Origin of the sequence: Collinsella sp. Sow4_D11, from assembly GCF_052116465.1 — a bacterium.
Classification (GTDB): Bacteria; Actinomycetota; Coriobacteriia; order Coriobacteriales; family Coriobacteriaceae; genus Collinsella.
On the sequence record NZ_JBQKLA010000004.1, the window covers coordinates 75,042 to 91,079 of the forward strand.

Sequence of the window (16,038 nt, forward strand, 5' to 3'; positions counted from 1 at the left end):
CTCCTCTTTCGCGGCGACCTGAGGCACTTGGGTCCGGCTCGCTGGCTTATGCTCCACCAGCGGTATTGGCTCGCCCCGAACTAAAGCTATCTATTGCCGCCTGTGCCGGTTGGTGCAGGCGGCTTTTTTGGGTATAACGGTGCGGTGTATGTTTTTGAGAAAGGTTGGATATGGCCGTTGTGGATGATGCCGAGCTGTTTGGCAATGCCGAGGACCAGCGTGCGTACGAGGACTTTTGCGCCAATCAGGAGGCGGTCGAGAAGTTTACGCTCGACAAGCCCGCGCTTGTCTGCCGTTGGCGCATGTCCAACAAAAAGGTGCCCATGCTCAACCGCCACATTCGTGCGCTGTCCGAGCGCCTGGTGCAGGGCGAGCCGCTCACCCATAACATGCTCAGCTGGGCCAAGCAGCACGTTGAGTGGTCGCTTGCCGAGGGCGATTACACCGCGCGCGACGGCGTGCTCATGCTGGTGATCGACGTTAACGGCAATGCCGCCATGACGGTGGGGGAGTACGAGCCGCTGGCCGATACTTCGGCCAAGGCGCTGCGTGCCCGCTCCGCCGAGGCCCGCTCCGAGGCCGACGAAACCGGCGTGGCGCCCGAGCTGCTCGCCGCCGTCAACAACGGCGAGCTGGTCTTTGTGGCACCGGCGGACGAGTGCCTGTGTGGCACGGCGACGCTTATCGAGCAGCTGGCCCAGACCAAGGGCATCCCGGTCACGCGCGTGGACATTCCCGCGCAGCTCAAGGGCGCGCTGTTCCTGGTGAGTGACGAGCACGGCGTGGTCCCTGCCGCCGAGACGGACGCCGCCGAGTCCGACGCCGCTACGGTTGCCTTCTTTGCCGAAGGCTACGAAAAGCTCCGTGCCCACCGCTAAATGATTTTCCTGGGACGGGGATTTAATAATCATTTGATCCTCGCTCCCGTTGCGAGCGAGGGGCGAGCCAAACGCTTTCGTTCGCGAACAGTTCTGTCACCTTGGTGCCTCGCGAGGCACGCACCTGCGGCTCCGCGGTCATAATGGGGCAAGACAACCAAGAGGGGAGCGGAATCCATGGCGCTGATCTATGTCGTTGAGGACGACGAGCGCATTCGTCGTGAGATTGTCGACATCCTTGCCCGCGCCGGGTTTGAAATCGAGGCCTGCGAATCGTTTGAGCATGTCTCGCGCGATATCCTTGCCGCCGCGCCCGACCTGGTGTTGCTCGACCTCACGCTTCCCGTCAAGGACGGCCAACATATCTGCCACGAGGTTCGCCGCGAATCCGAGGTTCCTATCATCGTCCTCACGTCGCGCACGACCGAGATCGACGAGGTCATGGCCATGACGCTTGGCGCGGACGACTTTGTTCCCAAGCCTTACAGCGCCCGTGTGCTCGTGGCGCACATCAATGCGTTGCTGCGCCGCACCGCGGCGGCGGGCGATCGCAGCACGCTCGTCCACAAGGGGCTGGAGCTCGACCTCGCCCGCTCCATGGTCACCAATACGGCAACCGGCGACAGTACCGAGCTCACCAAAAACGAGCTGCGTATCCTCTCGCTGCTCTTGGGCCGCGCGGGCAAGATTGTCTCGCGCTCGGCTATCATGCAGGACCTGTGGGACTCCGACGCCTTCGTGGACGACAATACGCTCACCGTCAATATCAACCGCCTGCGCACCACGCTCGAAAAAATCGGCATCAAGGGGTATTTGACGACGCATCGCGGCCAAGGCTATTCGGTCTAGGGGCCGGTTATGTCGTTTGCCAAGTTCTTTAAAGATGCACTGCTTCCCGTTGCCGTGTGGATCTGCGGCGTGCTGCTGAGCTGTTTTGTACTGACGGTCGCCGGCGCCCCGGCATCCATCGTGGTCGTGGCGGTCGGTGTGTCCTTTATCTTTGGCATGCTGGGCATCGTGATCGAGTACGTGCGCCGTCGTCGTTTTCTGTGCCAGCTGGAGTGCGCGGCAGAGGAGCTGGGGAGCCCCGCATGGGTGCAGGAGATGGTGCAATGCCCGACCTATGCCGAGGGCGAGCTCGAATATGAGGTCTTGCGCCGGGTGGGCAAAGCCGCTTGCGACGAGGTGGCGGAAGGCCGGCGCCAGACCGATGACTACCGCGACTATATCGAGAGCTGGGTCCACGAGGCCAAGCTGCCCCTGGCGGCGGCTCATCTGATTTTAGAAAACCTGGACGGCAGCGAAGACGACCTGTCGCGCGTGGATGACCTGGGTCGCGAGCTGGCTCGCGTGGAGCGCTATATCGATCAGGCGCTGTACTATGCGCGCTCGGAAGTCGTAGAGCGCGACTACCTAATTCGCCGCTGGGGTCTCAAGAGCTTGGTGACGGGCGCGATTAAAGCCAACGCGCGCGAGCTCATTGCGGCGCACGTGGCTCCGGTGTGCGAGAACCTCGACTTTGAGGTGTTCACCGACGAGAAATGGCTCGAGTTTATTCTGGGCCAGCTCATTCAGAACAGCATTAAATATGCGCGTGAGGACGGCGCGAAGATTGTGTTTTCGGGTGCGTTGCTGGACGAGGGCCTGGCAAACGAGCGCATCGAGCTTACCGTCGCGGACAACGGCTGCGGCGTGAGCGCGGCTGACCTGCCGCGCGTGTTCGAGAAGGGCTTTACCGGCGATAACGGCCGCACCACCAAACGCGCAACGGGCATCGGCCTCTACCTGGTGGCGCGCCTGTGTTCCAAGATGGGCATCGACGTCACCGCGGCATCGGAGCCGGGCGAAGGCTTTGTCGTAACATCCGCTTTCTCGACCAACAAGTTTCAATACTTCGAGTAGTCGGGCCGTCTTGTGGTGCGGACGGCTATGTTCCCGAGCGTGAACATGGCTATGAGGCTCTAAAAAAATCACCCAAACAAAACGTGCCGCCCCGAACAAAACGTGCCGCCCCGTTTGGGGCGCCACGCCATTTTTTATCAGCCAACTCGTTGAAGTAAGGTTGCGAAGGCCGCGGGGCCGGGAGGGGTTTCCTAAGGGCACATCCCGCAGCCGCAACGCGGCGAGGACGTGCCCTTAGGAAACCCCGCAGGCCCCGCGGCCGGTGGGAGCAACGCTACTTCACGACCAGAATGTCGCAGTCGGTGTTGCGCAGCAGGAATGTCGAAATCGAACCCAGGAGCGCATACTTGATCGAGGAAAGGCCACGAGCGCCGCAGAGCACCAGATCGGGCTTGACCACGTCGAGCATCTCGTCCTTGAGCGTCTCGCGAATACGGCCGGCGCGAATCATGACTTCGACCTCGGGAATGTTGGGATTAGCCTTGGCCTCTTCGAGCTGCTTGGCGATGGAGTTCTTAAAGGCCTCCTCCAGGCCGTTGACCAGATCGACCGGATAGGAACCGGCGCTCTCGAGCGCCGTGGAATCGATGACGTGACCGATGATCAGCTTGGCGCCATTGTTTGCGGCGACCTTGATAGCGCGTGTGAGCACAAAATCCTGCTGCTCAGTACCGTCGAGTGAAACAAATACCTTGGTATAGCCCTCGTTCATGGTTTCCTCCTTGGTCTATCGCACGGGCGCGGGGCTCGTGCATCGGACGACGTGTTGGCCGCCGGACACTTTAGCTTGTTGCAGTTATACCCAAGGATTTCGGTTTGACCGCTCGCAATTCTGTGAACGGGCGAGATTTTTGGTAAGGGTGGGCGCGGCCGCGGCCGAACGGTTGATAATGGGACATCGCCCGCAACCGTCCGCAGAACAACTATCGGCGGGTGACAAACGAGGGGGTCCCTTTGGATATCATCGAGCTTCTAAAATCTGCCTTCATGGGCCTGGTCGAGGGCATCACCGAATGGCTGCCCGTTTCGTCGACGGGCCACATGATCTTGGTGGACGAGTTCGTCAAGATGAATGTGAGCGAGACATTCTGGAATATGTTCCTGGTCGTGATTCAGCTTGGCGCCATTTTGGCCGTTTGCGTTCTGTTCTTCTACGACTTAAATCCGTTCTCGCCCAGCAAGGGCAAGGAGGGTCGTCGCGACACCTGGGTGCTGTGGGGCAAGATTGTGCTTGGCTGTATTCCCGCCGCGGCGATCGGTCTGCCGCTCAACGACTGGATGGAGGAGCATTTCTATAACGCTCCCGTCGTGGCGCTGGCGCTCATCGTGTACGGCGTGTTGTTTATCGTGATTGAGAACTGGCGTGCAAGTAAGCGCGAGAACGCCGCTCTTGCCGATTCGTTTGGTTCGCGTGCTGTGGTGGCGGGCGGGCGTCCCGCCGGTGCACACTTCGCGTCGCCTGCGGCGGATATTGCCGAAGACAATGACAATGACGAGGATTTGGATTTTGGATCCATCGCCACGCTCGAGGACCTGAGCTGGAAGACCGCATTGGGTATCGGTTGCTTCCAGGTGCTTTCGCTGATTCCGGGCACATCACGCTCCGGCTCTACCATTATCGGCGGCCTGCTGCTGGGCTGCACGCGCTCGGTGGCGTCCAAGTTCACGTTTTTCCTGGCCATTCCCGTTATGTTTGGCGCGAGCGCGCTCAAGCTGGTCAAGTACTTCGTTAAGGGCGGTGCGTTTGGCACCAACGAGATTGCCATTCTGGGCGTGGGCTGCGTCGTGGCCTTTGTGGTTTCGCTTATTGCCATCAAGTGGCTCATGGGCTTCGTTCGCCGTCACGACTTTAAGTGCTTTGGCGTCTACCGCATTATTCTGGGCATCGTGGTGCTCGCGTACTTCTTTGTTCTGGAGCCTATGCTCGGCCTGTAACTTAGTCGACGCTGCGCGGCGGCCAGAGCGCGGCGCACGGAGTCGTGGTGTGATTTGCGTCGGTGTCCACGCGGCTCGGTATACTGGTACGGCTCAAACTATGGCGCCGCCCGCAGGCGCGCCGTCCGTCAGATGAGGAGTCGCCCATGACCCAGCCCTTGCCCTGGGAAAAGAACGCCGCGGTACCCGTGCCGCCCGCGCCGGAATCCGTGCCGCTCGATGCATACACCGCCCCCGCTGCGCCGGAGCCCGAGCTCGTTCCGCTCGACATCTACGATGCTCCCGCGCCGGCACCCAAGCCCGTCAAGCCGCTCGTCGACATCGACAGCCTTAATCCCGCCCAGCGCGAGGCCGTCCTGACCACCGAGGGCCCGTTGCTGGTCCTCGCCGGCGCAGGCTCGGGCAAGACTCGCGTCCTGACCTTCCGCATCGCGCATATGCTCGGCGACCTGGGTGTTAAGCCTTGGCAGGTTCTTGCCATCACGTTTACCAACAAAGCCGCGGCCGAGATGCGCGAGCGTTTGACGGCGCTCATTCCCAGCGGTACCCGCGGCATGTGGGTGTGCACCTTCCACGCCATGTGCGTGCGCATGCTGCGCGAGGACGCCGACCTGCTGGGTTACACCGGTCAGTTCACCATCTACGATGACGATGACTCAAAGCGCATGGTGCGTGACATTATGCAGGCGCTCGGCATCGAGCAAAAGCAGTTCCCCATCAACATGATTCGCAGCAAGATCAGTTCGGCCAAAAACGCCATGATCGGCCCCGAGGACATGCTCAAATCCGCCGATAGCCCCAACGACAAAAAGGCCGCGCAGGTCTACCTGGAGCTGGAGCGCCGCCTGCGCGCCGCCAACGCGATGGACTTCGACGATTTGCTCGTGCGCACACTCGAACTGCTGCGCACCCGCCCCGAGGTGCTCGACAAGTACCAGGAACGCTTCCGCTACATTAGCGTCGACGAGTATCAGGACACCAACCACGTCCAGTACGAAATCGCCAACCTTCTGGCCGCCAAGTACCAAAACCTCATGGTTGTGGGCGACGATGACCAGTCCATTTACAGCTGGCGTGGCGCCGACATCACCAACATCTTGGACTTTGAGCAGGACTTTAAAAACTGCAAGACTGTTAAGCTCGAGCAGAACTACCGCTCTACGGGCCATATCCTAAACGCCGCCAACGCCGTGGTGCGCCACAACTCGCAGCGCAAGGACAAGCGCCTGTTTACGGCCGAGGGCGATGGCGAGAAGATTCAGGCCTTCCAGGCGAGCGACGAGCGCGACGAGGGCCGCTGGATTGCCGGTGAGATCGAGAAACTGCATGCCAAAGGCACGAGCTACGACGACATCGCCGTGTTTTATCGCACCAACGCCCAGTCGCGTATTCTCGAAGATATGTTTCTGCGCGCGGGCGTGCCCTATAAGATCGTGGGCGGCACTCGATTCTTCGACCGTGCCGAGATTCGCGACGTCATGGCCTACCTCAAGATGATCGTGAACCCGGCCGACGAGATGAGCGTCAAGCGCGTCATCAACACACCGCGCCGCGGCATTGGCTCCACCTCAATCCAAAAGATCGAGCAGCTGGCACGCGACAACCGTTGCTCGTTCTTCCAGGCTTGCGAGATCGCGTGCGCCGAAACCGGCATGTTTAGCGCCAAGGTGCGCAACGGCCTGTCGAGCTTTGTCTCGCTGGTGCGCGAGGGCCGCCGCATGGACGGCGAGCTCAAGGACGTTGTCGAGATGATCGTCGATAAGACGGGCCTGCTGCAGGCGTTTCGCGCCGAGGGCACCATGGAATCTGAGAGCCGCGCCGAGAACATCCAGGAATTTCTGGGCGTTGCGGCGGAATTTGAGGAGACGCACGAGGATATCGAGGGTACGCTCGAGAGCCTAGAAGAGCTGCGCGCAGCCGGTGTTGCCGACGTGCCTGCCGGCGCCGAGCCCGAGCCCGTCGTGGTGAGCGTGTCTGCGCCCGAACCGGGGCCATCTGTCCCGGCATCCTCGTTTGAGGCGCTCGTCGGCGCCCGTGACGCCGCGGGCTCCAATCCGCTCGATGGCTTGGCCGCTCCGGCGCTGTCTCCGCAGGATGCCCTGGCCGCCGCCATCGCAGGCAACGCGTATGCCGCGCCGACGGAGCTGTCGGCGGGTGCCGTGCATGCCGGCGAGATCGAGCGTACCTACGGTCCGCTCACCTGCAAGGCGCTGCCGGCACTCATGGAGTGGCTGGCCTTGCGCTCCGACTTGGATTCCCTGGCCGGCGAGACGCATGCCATTACCATGATGACCATCCACTCCGCCAAGGGCCTGGAGTTTCCGGCGGTGTTCGTGGCCGGCATGGAGGAGGGTATCTTTCCGCACGTGCACGACTTTGGCGGCAGCGATGATCCGGGCAAGCTCGAGGAGGAGCGTCGCCTGGCCTACGTCGCCATCACGCGTGCCCGCAAGCGCCTGTTCTTGACCTATGCGGCCACGCGTCGCACCTACGGTTCGACCTCCGCCAACCCGCGTTCTCGCTTTCTCAACGAGATTCCGTTTGAGGATATCGAGTTTAGCGGTATCGGTTCTGCCGGTTTTGAGGGCACGGGCTGGGAGAAGCGCGGCGACCGTCGCGGCACCTTTGGCTCGGGCACGGGTTCGGATATGTATGGCGGCAAGGTGTTTGGTTCGCATACGCGCTCGACCGGCGGTTCCGGTTCGCGCGGCGGATCGAGCTTCGACGATTTCTTTGGCGGCAGCAGCTACGGGATCGAGCGCCATCGTGGGGTCTCGCCCGACGCCGGTCGCGTTGCCTCGACCTTTGGCTCGGGCGCACCGCGAGCCAAAAAGCCGTCGTCCAAGGTGTCCCCGACAGTGGAGCGCAAGGTCGATCGCGCCAGCGCGTCGCAGGACTTTGCCGCGGGCGATACCGTGAGTCATAAGACCTTTGGCACGGGTACCGTGATCTCGGTCGCTGGAGACATGATCGAGGTCCAATTCGAAAAGACCGGCCAGACCAAAAAGCTTATGAAGGGCTTTGCGCCGATCGTCAAGCTGAATGCCTAACTGCGAGGTTGACCGGGCGCGCCGGGGGCTTTGGTCGCCTGCTCGGACAGTCCTGCTCGCACGGAGAGCACATTAAGTGCTCTCCGGCTCGTGCGGAACTCGCGATCGACCAAAGCCCCCGACGCGCCCTCTTCCTTGTGGCGTTTTGGCCTGCAGCTTGCGAACGTCGCTCTGCTCGTTCGCTTTTTGATCTGGAGAGCCGGGTGGGCTGATAGATAGATACGAGTAGGGGCTCTTCCGTACATGGTCGGGAGAGCCCCTTGTTGCGTTTTGGTTGTTGGCGCGACCTAGAGGTGGCTGATAATCAGTTCCATCTGGCCTTCGAGGTCAATGGAGCTGACGGTGCTGGGTGCCAGCAGGTGACTTCCCTTGTGGACGGGGTCGCCGCAGACGGTGCCTTCGCCGTCGATGACCGACAGGCACATGAAGGGCCAGCGCTGCTCCAAGGTCTTGCTGCCGTCGACGCGTACGCGATCGACAGTGTAGCAGGAGCAAGACTCGAGCTCGGTTACGCCGTTCACCTCGGGCGCGGCCACCGTGCCGTCGGTCGGAGCCTGAGCATCAAAGTCGATGCAGTCGAGGCTCTGCTCAATGTGCAGCGGACGCAGCTTGCCGTCGGTGCCGGGACGGTCGTAGTCGTACAGGCGATATGTCACGTCGCTTGACTGCTGCGTCTCCAAAATGAGCGTGCCGGTCTTGATGGCGTGTACGGTACCGGAATCAATCTGGAAAAAGTCGCCCTTGTGGATCGGCAGCACGTTGAGCATGTCGTCCCAACGGCCGTCCTCGATCATCTGCGCGGCCTCGGCGCGGTCATGCGCGCGCTGGCCGACGATGATCGTGGCGCCGGGCTCGCAGTCCAGCACATACCAGCACTCGGTTTTGCCCAGGCTGCCGTTCTCGTGCTTGGCGGCGTACTCGTCGTTGGGATGAATCTGGATCGAAAGGTCGTCCTTGGCGTCCAGAATCTTAACGAGCAGCGGGAACTCCTTGCCCTCGCACCTGCCAAAGAGCTCGCGGTGCTCGGCCCACAGCCACGACAGCGTGTGGCCGGCATACGGGCCCTCCGCAATCTGGCAGTCGCCGTTGGGGTGGGCCGAGATGGCCCAACACTCACCGATGGGACCCTCGGGAATGTCGTAGCCAAATACGGTTTCGAGCTGGCGGCCGCCCCAGATCTTCTCGTGGAAGATCGGCGTCAGTTTAATCAAATCGGACATATTCATACCCCATTGTGTTGCGCGGGCGTTGCACAAACAGCTCAAAACGAGCGCCCGCATGACTACAAAAACCTATGCCAACGTTACGTTGTGCAACTCAAAGCGGTCGCCAACGTTGCGCGAGACCGAATACTCAAAGGCCGCGCCGCTGTCCAAAAAGCCAATCTGGTTGAGCTCGAGTAGGGGAGAGCCAGGTTTGGTGTCCAGGCGCTCGGCTTCTTCCTCGGTTGCTGCCACGGCGCGAATGGTACGGTGGAAGCTCGAGATCTTCAGCCCACATTGCTCGCGGACAAAGCGGTAGACCGATCCGTACAGGTCCTTCTTTTTAAGGCCCGGAATCAGCTCGAGGGGCATGTAGGTGTACTCGATAACGATGGGCTTCTCATCGGCCTGACGCACGCGCACGATGTGATAGGCAAAGTCATCCTCGGCAATTCCCAGCTGGGCTGCGATGTCCGCTGGTGGATTAACAATCGAGAAATCGTAGACCACCGAGGTCACCTTCTCCCCGCGGTGCTCATACGAAAAGCCCTGGGCACGGTCGTTTTTGCCCTGGAAAAACGCTTGGCCGGGAAGCCCCGCCGTGTCCTTAACGTAGGTACCCGATCCACGACGGCTGGTAACAAGACCTTCCTCGGTGATTTGCTCGATAGCTCGTTTGACGGTGATTTTGGAAACGCTATAGAGCTCGCAGAACTCAACGACGGTGGGAAGCTTGTCGCCTGGTTTAAGAGCGCCATCCTCAATACTTCGACGAATATCTGCAGCTATCGCCTCGTATTTGGGAATCATGGAACCTCCTTTCCAACTTGATTGAGTATAAAAGAAAGTATACTCAACACCTAAGTATCCCTATTGAGTCATTGAAAAGTTCGATAGATATATTACTAAAAGTCGCTTTGCGCTAAAAATAAAAGCGCTCTAAATAAATATACATTCGAATAATGTCGTGTTGAGAAATCTAATCGGTCCGAGGACGGGGCCGAACCGATTTAGCACCCAGCGAACCGAATCCTGTATTCTGCATTTCCTCAGATAAAACCTACCAAAACAAACCTGTCCCTTTTTGGTATGTTTTTGCCTTGGGAGCGGTACCATACAGACAATGTTTAAACGAGAAAGGCGGGCCCCTATGGAACCTAAGCAGTACTACATCGGCATCGACGTCGGCGGCACTTCGGTTAAGGAGGGCCTGTTCGACGGGGATGGCAACCTGCTTGCGAAGGTCAGCGTGCCCACGCCTCCCATCGTTGACGCTGCGGGCTTTGCCGCGGTGACCGAGGCTATCGACCAGGTGGTCGCCAAGGCACAGATTCCGCGCGCCTTTGTGGCGGGCATTGGCCTTGCTGTTCCGTGCCCCATTCCGGCAGCGGGCGATGCCAAGGTCAAGGCCAACATTGCCATTAACCTGCCCGAGTTGAAGATCGCCATTCAGGAGCACTGCCCCGATGCGGTCGTTAAGTACGAGAACGATGCCAACGCCGCTGCCATGGGCGAGGCTTGGCTCGGTTCTGCCAAGGACGTGCAGAATGTGGTGATGGTCACCATCGGTACCGGCGTGGGCGGCGGCGTTATCGTCAACGGCGATGTGGTGTCGGGTGTTGTGGGCGCCGGCGGCGAGATTGGCCATATGTGCCTGAATCCGGCTGAGGAGCGCACTTGCGGCTGCGGCGGCCATGGCCACCTGGAGCAGTATTCCAGCGCCACCGGCGTGGTGAGCAACTACCTTGCCGAGTGCAAGAAGGCGGGCGTCGAGCCCATCGAGCTCACCGGCCCCTCCGATTCCAAGGACGTGTTCCAAGCCTGCCGCGAGGGTGACAAGCTCGCGCTGGCCGCGGCCGATACCATGGCCGACTATCTCGGCCGCGCCCTGGCGCTTATTGCCAACGTGGTCGATCCCGAGATGTTCCTGATCGGCGGCGGCGCCTCCGCCTCGGCCGATGTCTACCTCGATAAGGTTCGCGAGTACTTCCAGCGCTACGCGCTATCCGCCTCGCGCGAGACGCCCATTAAGGTTGCCTCGCTCGGAAACGACGCCGGCATCATCGGTTCTGCCTACGTAGCCCTGCGCGCTGCCGGCAAATAGCTGGTGCAAGGGGGCCAGGTTACTTTGCACCAACATGGTGCAAAAGGGACAGCCTTGGCCCCCATACCTGCCACAAAATATGCCGTGGCCCTTCCGTCCCCAAAGGCCAGCTGCCAGCGTGCTACCATAGCTACGTCTAAGTACACATACCAAGTGGAGGATACCCATGGCAAACGTTCTTGTCTTTGGTCACCAGAACCCCGATAACGACGCCATCATGAGCGCCGTCGTTCTGTCTCAGCTGCTCAACCAGGTTGAGTATGCCGGCAACACCTATGAGGTCTGCGCTCTTGGTCAGCTTCCGGCAGAGTCCGCCAAGCTGCTCGCAGACGCCGGCATTGCCGAGCCCCGCGTGATTGAGTCCGTCGAGGCCGGCCAGCTTGTCGTTCTCACCGACCACAACGAGTCCGCCCAGTCCGTCGCCGGCCTTAAGGACGCCACGGTCTTTGGCGTCGTTGACCATCACCGCATCGGCGACTTTGAGAGCGCCGGCCCGCTGCACTACATCTGCCTGCCCTGGGGTTCCAGCTGCACCATCGTCACTAAGCTTGCCGGCGTGCTCGGCGTTGAACTTTCCGACGTTCAGGCCAAGCTGCTGCTCTCGGCCATGATGACCGACACGCTCATGCTCAAGAGCCCCACCACCACCGATGTCGACCGCGCCGTCGCCGCCAAGCTCGGCGAGCAGGTGGGCGTCGACCCGGTCAAGTTTGGCATGGAGGTCTTCCTCACCCGTCCGTCCGGCTCCTTCACCGCAGCCGAGATGGTCGGCAACGACATCAAGATGTTCGAGCCCGCCGGCAAGAAGCTGCTCATCGGCCAGTACGAGACCGTCGACAAGAGCCGTGCGCTCGGCATGATCGACGAGATCCGCGAGGCCATGCGCGCCTACGCCGCCGAGAAGGGTGCCGACGGCATCGTCCTGTGCATCACCGACATCATGGAGGAGGGCTCGCAGGTCCTGCTCGAGGGCGAGACCGAGGCCGCTCAGAAGGGCCTGGGCATTGCCGACGAGCACGACGGCGTCTGGATGCCGGGCGTCCTCTCCCGTAAGAAGCAGGTCGCTGCCCCCATCATGGCCGCCTGCTAGGTTTTGTAGCCTGCTACGACCGGACCGCGGACGCCCCGCGCTCCGGTCGTTTTTTGTGCGCGGGACCGCGTCCTCTATTGGACAGGGGCGCCCGTACCGTTGGGCAAATAATGTTCAACCTGTGGTTCCGCTTTTCGGCCACGCCTGCGTGCTTGTCGTGCAGGGTAGGCTAGATGCAAGCGTAATACGTTGGAGCGCGGTGCCGCCACTTGGGCGGGCCGTGCTTTTTTAAGACGGGAGCTTTCCCGTGAAAGGAGCCGCCCATGGCAGCAACTGAGCAGCTGTTCAACGTTCGTGAGCGCAAGCGCTTTGAACGTCATGACATCTGGGAGCGCATCGCCGAGAACGGTACGATTTCCGCCGCCGTCATGGTCATCGCCGCCATCGCCGCCGTTATCTGCGCCAACACCGATGTCTACGAGGCTATCCATCACTTTTTGGAGACCCCGCTGTATGTGGGTCTGGGCAACCTTACGGCTGGCCTTACCGTCGAGCTTTTCGTCAACGACTTTCTCATGGCGATCTTCTTTTTGTTGGTGGGCATTGAGCTTAAGTACGAGATGACGGTCGGCGAGCTCAAGAATCCGCGTCAGGCCATGCTTCCCATGCTGGCAGCCGTGGGCGGCGTCGTCGTTCCCGCCTGCATCTACCTGATCTTTAACCATGCCGGCGCCCGCAACGGTTGGGCCATCCCCATGGCAACCGATATTGCCTTTGCGCTGGGCGTGCTGTCGCTTTTGGGCAATCGCGTGCCCAACGGCGTGCGCGTGTTCTTCTCGACGCTCGCCATCGCCGACGACCTCATCTCCATCGCCGCCATCGCCATTTTCTACGGCCAGAGCCCCAGTCCGTTTTGGCTGGGTGCCGCTGCAGTTGTGACCTGCGCACTTGTGTGGCTCAACAAGACTCAGCATTATCGCCTTGCCCCGTACTCGGTGCTTGGTCTGCTGCTGTGGTTTTGCATGTTTAAGAGCGGCGTGCACGCCACGCTTGCCGGTGTCATCCTGGCCTTCACCATCCCGGCCAAGTGCGGTGTTAAGCTCGATAGCCTTACCGATTGGCTTGGCGAGTACCTGCCGTTGCTCGACGACCGTTACGACGACGAGGCGCACATCCTGGGCCAGCACGACTTTACCCTTTCGACTACCAAGGTCGAGCGTGTCATGCACCGTGTGACCCCGCCGCTCATCCGCATGGAGCGCCTGATCTCCACGCCGGTCAACTTTGTGATCCTGCCGATCTTTGCGTTTGTCAACGCGCAGGTTCGCCTGGTGGGCGTGGACATGAGCGTGCTGCTTACCGACCCGGTGACCCTCGGCGTGTACTTTGGCATGCTGCTGGGTAAGCCGATCGGTATCTTTGGCGTGACGTTTGCCCTGGTCAAGCTTAAGGCTTGCGAGCTGCCTCATAACGTTAACTGGCATATGATCGCCGGCGTGGGCATTTTTGGTGGCATCGGCTTTACCATGTCGATCCTCATCAGCGGTCTCGCCTTCCCGACGGCCCAGTTCGAGGTTCTGGCCGCCAAGGCCGCCATTCTTGCCGGTTCTGTTACCGCGGCCGTGCTGGGCATGATCTACATGAGCGTGGTCTGCAAGCACCCTTCGCCCAAGGACGAGTAGGAGCGCGAAAACCGGGCCGGACATGCCCCGGATGCCCTCGTGTGAAAAAATGCCGTTTGTGAGCACTGTCACAAACGGCATTTCATTTATTTGCCATTTTTATTCCACGGTGCCGTAGACGGCGCCCCAGCCGTGGGCGGCAAGGGCCGAGTTAAGCTGGTCGCAAAGCGATTGGCGGTCGTAGTAGCCGGGCGGCAAAAGATTCACGATTTCCATGAGATCGGGCGCCAGGTCCAAGATCTCCGCCTGAACGATTAGATCCAGGCGGTCAATGGCCTTACGGTCATAAAACAAGCCGTCGACCAGACGCTGCAGGTCTCCGAACTCCTCGGCTTGAAAAGAGCCGTATTCCATACTGCCTCCTTGGATGTGCCATGCGGCTATACGGGTCATACGGTGGATATCGCATTCATTGCGATGGTCTTAATCTATCACGGCTTCATACCGTTGCGGCGGTAGCGGTCTATACTTAGACAAACTGCAACGTCCCGCTTTGCGAAAGGTCGCACCCATGCAGACGATCTACCAGAAGATGGAAACCACCGAACTCGATGCCGCCATCGAGGCGCTCAAAGCCGAGGTTGCCGAGGTCAAGGCCAAGGGCCTGGCGCTCGACATGGCGCGCGGCAAGCCGTCGCCCTCCCAGGTGGACATCTCGCGCCCCATGCTCAATATCCTCAATGCCGACGCCGATCTGCACGACGGTAACGTCGACTGCTCCAACTACGGCTGCTTTGAGGGCATTCCCTCGGCACGCAAGCTGGCGGGGGAGTTCCTGGGTTGCCCCGCCGATCAGACGCTCGTACTGGGTTCGTCGAGCCTTTTGATCGAGCACGATATCGCCGGTATGTTCTGGCGCTGCGGCTCGTGCGGCAGCGAGCCTTGGGAGGCTTATGAGGCCGCGCACGACGGCAAGAAGGTCAAGTTCCTGTGCCCGGTTCCCGGCTACGACCGTCATTTTGGCATCACCGCCGACCTGGGTATCGAGAACGTCCCCGTCGCGATGACCGGCAGCGGCCCCGACATGGACGAGGTAGAGCGCCTGGTTGCCGCCGACGACTCCATCAAGGGCATCTGGTGCGTGCCCAAGTATTCCAACCCCACGGGCATCACCTTTAGCGAGGACACCGTGCGCCGCTTGGTCGAGATGCCCACCGCCGCGCCCGATTTTCGCATCTTTTGGGACAACGCCTACTGCGTGCACGACCTGTACGACGAGACCGACGAGCTCGCCAACATCTTCGATCTTGCCCGCGCGGCGGGTACCGAGGACCGCGTGGTGGCATTCGCCTCGACGTCCAAGATCACCTTCCCGGGCGCGGGCATCGGCTTTATCGGTGCGAGTCCCGCGGTCATCGCGGAGTTCTCCAAGCGCCTGAAGGCCGGTCTTATCAGCGCCGACAAGCTCAACCAGCTACGCCACGTGCGCTTCCTTCCCACCATCGAGGCGGTCAAGGAGCACATGAAAAAGCATGCCGAGTTCTTGCGTCCGCGCTTTGAGGCCGTCGAGCGCAAGCTCACTGAGGGCCTGGGCGATACGGGTTGCGCTACTTGGACGCATCCCCGCGGCGGCTACTTTGTGAGCTTTGATGGCCCCGAGGGCTCGGCCCAAAAGGTCGCCGCGCTTTGCGCCGACCTGGGTGTCAAGCTCACGCCGGCAGGTGCCACCTGGCCTTATGGCAAGGACCCGCGCGACACCAACATCCGCATCGCGCCGAGTTATCCCACGGTCGAGGACCTGGAGGCCGCACTCGACGTGCTGGTGCTGGCCGTCAAGCTCGTCGCTGCCGAGCTTGCTCGTGCCGAGCGCGCCTAACGCGTAGGGCCCCGTAAATCCGCATCCAGTACCATCCGCACTCTCGATACGCAAAGGAGCGTATACATGGATTTGGGTATTTCCACCAACCCCACGCCGGAGCTCTACACCATCAGGGTGACCGGTGAGATTGATATCTCTAACGCCGACAGCTTGCGTAACGCCATCGACTTGGCGCTCGAGCAGCCAACCGAGGCCGTTGAGCTCGACTTTGCCCAGGTAAGCTATATCGACTCGACAGGTATTGGCGTACTTGTGGGCGCCGCGCACCACGCAGCCGATCACGACAAGCGGTTTGGCTGCGTCAACGTGCAGCCCCCGGTGATGCGCGTGGTTCAGTTGTTGGGTGTCGACCAGGAGATTTCAATTACGGCGGCATAAGCCCTGCCCCAAAAAGGGCGTGCCGTTTGGTATATGTTTGTGATGCGCTCGGATGTTT

At 60.8% G+C, this 16,038-nt stretch carries 14 protein-coding genes; 10 read left to right on the top strand and 4 right to left on the bottom strand.

The window, feature by feature from the left end; translation table 11 throughout:
- Positions 1-170: 170 nt before the first annotated feature.
- From ACTQ40_RS03010 to ACTQ40_RS03020, 3 genes are all read left to right on the top strand, one after another.
- Complete coding sequence (locus tag ACTQ40_RS03010) at positions 171-878, top strand: hypothetical protein (RefSeq protein ID WP_427748083.1); 708 nt, start codon at positions 171-173, stop codon at positions 876-878.
- Positions 879-1,055: 177 nt separating this feature from the next.
- The gene (locus tag ACTQ40_RS03015; protein WP_441563309.1) at positions 1,056-1,727 is read left to right on the top strand and encodes a response regulator transcription factor; all 672 of its coding nucleotides are present in this window, start codon (positions 1,056-1,058) and stop codon (positions 1,725-1,727) included.
- Positions 1,728-1,736: 9 nt separating this feature from the next.
- Positions 1,737-2,780, top strand: a complete 1,044-nt coding sequence (locus ACTQ40_RS03020) for a sensor histidine kinase (RefSeq protein ID WP_441563310.1) — start codon at positions 1,737-1,739, stop codon at positions 2,778-2,780.
- A 274-nt stretch (positions 2,781-3,054) separates the two neighbouring features.
- On the opposite strand, the gene ACTQ40_RS03025 is transcribed toward ACTQ40_RS03020, so the two are convergent.
- Complete coding sequence (locus ACTQ40_RS03025) at positions 3,055-3,492, bottom strand: universal stress protein (RefSeq protein WP_154515052.1); 438 nt, start codon at positions 3,490-3,492, stop codon at positions 3,055-3,057.
- A gap of 242 nt (positions 3,493-3,734) precedes the next feature.
- Here ACTQ40_RS03025 and ACTQ40_RS03030 point away from each other — a divergent pair, with 242 nt between their 5' ends.
- Together ACTQ40_RS03030 and ACTQ40_RS03035 are read left to right on the top strand one after the other, a co-directional pair.
- The gene (locus tag ACTQ40_RS03030; protein ID WP_441563311.1) at positions 3,735-4,715 is read left to right on the top strand and encodes an undecaprenyl-diphosphate phosphatase; all 981 of its coding nucleotides are present in this window, start codon (positions 3,735-3,737) and stop codon (positions 4,713-4,715) included.
- Between the two features lie 146 nt (positions 4,716-4,861).
- Positions 4,862-7,765, top strand: a complete 2,904-nt coding sequence (locus tag ACTQ40_RS03035; RefSeq protein ID WP_441563312.1) for an ATP-dependent helicase — start codon at positions 4,862-4,864, stop codon at positions 7,763-7,765.
- Between the two features lie 287 nt (positions 7,766-8,052).
- On the opposite strand, the gene ACTQ40_RS03040 is transcribed toward ACTQ40_RS03035, so the two are convergent.
- The gene (locus ACTQ40_RS03040) at positions 8,053-8,985 is read right to left on the bottom strand and encodes a type I phosphomannose isomerase catalytic subunit (RefSeq protein ID WP_441563313.1); all 933 of its coding nucleotides are present in this window, start codon (positions 8,983-8,985) and stop codon (positions 8,053-8,055) included.
- A 72-nt stretch (positions 8,986-9,057) separates the two neighbouring features.
- Positions 9,058-9,777, bottom strand: a complete 720-nt coding sequence (locus ACTQ40_RS03045) for a GntR family transcriptional regulator (protein ID WP_154515044.1) — start codon at positions 9,775-9,777, stop codon at positions 9,058-9,060.
- Positions 9,778-10,117: 340 nt separating this feature from the next.
- Between ACTQ40_RS03045 and ACTQ40_RS03050 the strand changes: the two genes are divergently transcribed.
- From ACTQ40_RS03050 to nhaA, 3 genes are all read left to right on the top strand, one after another.
- Positions 10,118-11,071: an ROK family protein gene (locus ACTQ40_RS03050; RefSeq protein ID WP_427728539.1), complete on the top strand. Its 954-nt coding sequence runs from the start codon at positions 10,118-10,120 to the stop codon at positions 11,069-11,071.
- Between the two features lie 166 nt (positions 11,072-11,237).
- Positions 11,238-12,161: a manganese-dependent inorganic pyrophosphatase gene (locus ACTQ40_RS03055; protein WP_427748089.1), complete on the top strand. Its 924-nt coding sequence runs from the start codon at positions 11,238-11,240 to the stop codon at positions 12,159-12,161.
- A gap of 263 nt (positions 12,162-12,424) precedes the next feature.
- The gene (nhaA, locus tag ACTQ40_RS03060) at positions 12,425-13,783 is read left to right on the top strand and encodes a Na+/H+ antiporter NhaA (RefSeq protein ID WP_441563314.1); all 1,359 of its coding nucleotides are present in this window, start codon (positions 12,425-12,427) and stop codon (positions 13,781-13,783) included.
- Positions 13,784-13,882: 99 nt separating this feature from the next.
- On the opposite strand, the gene ACTQ40_RS03065 is transcribed toward nhaA, so the two are convergent.
- Positions 13,883-14,137, bottom strand: a complete 255-nt coding sequence (locus tag ACTQ40_RS03065; RefSeq protein WP_152068465.1) for a hypothetical protein — start codon at positions 14,135-14,137, stop codon at positions 13,883-13,885.
- A 157-nt stretch (positions 14,138-14,294) separates the two neighbouring features.
- Between ACTQ40_RS03065 and ACTQ40_RS03070 the strand changes: the two genes are divergently transcribed.
- A complete protein-coding gene (locus ACTQ40_RS03070) occupies positions 14,295-15,599 on the top strand; it encodes an aminotransferase class I/II-fold pyridoxal phosphate-dependent enzyme (protein WP_441554705.1) in 1,305 nt (434 codons plus the stop codon).
- A gap of 66 nt (positions 15,600-15,665) precedes the next feature.
- The gene (locus tag ACTQ40_RS03075; RefSeq protein ID WP_154515032.1) at positions 15,666-15,980 is read left to right on the top strand and encodes an STAS domain-containing protein; all 315 of its coding nucleotides are present in this window, start codon (positions 15,666-15,668) and stop codon (positions 15,978-15,980) included.
- The last annotated feature ends 58 nt before the right edge of the window (positions 15,981-16,038 follow it).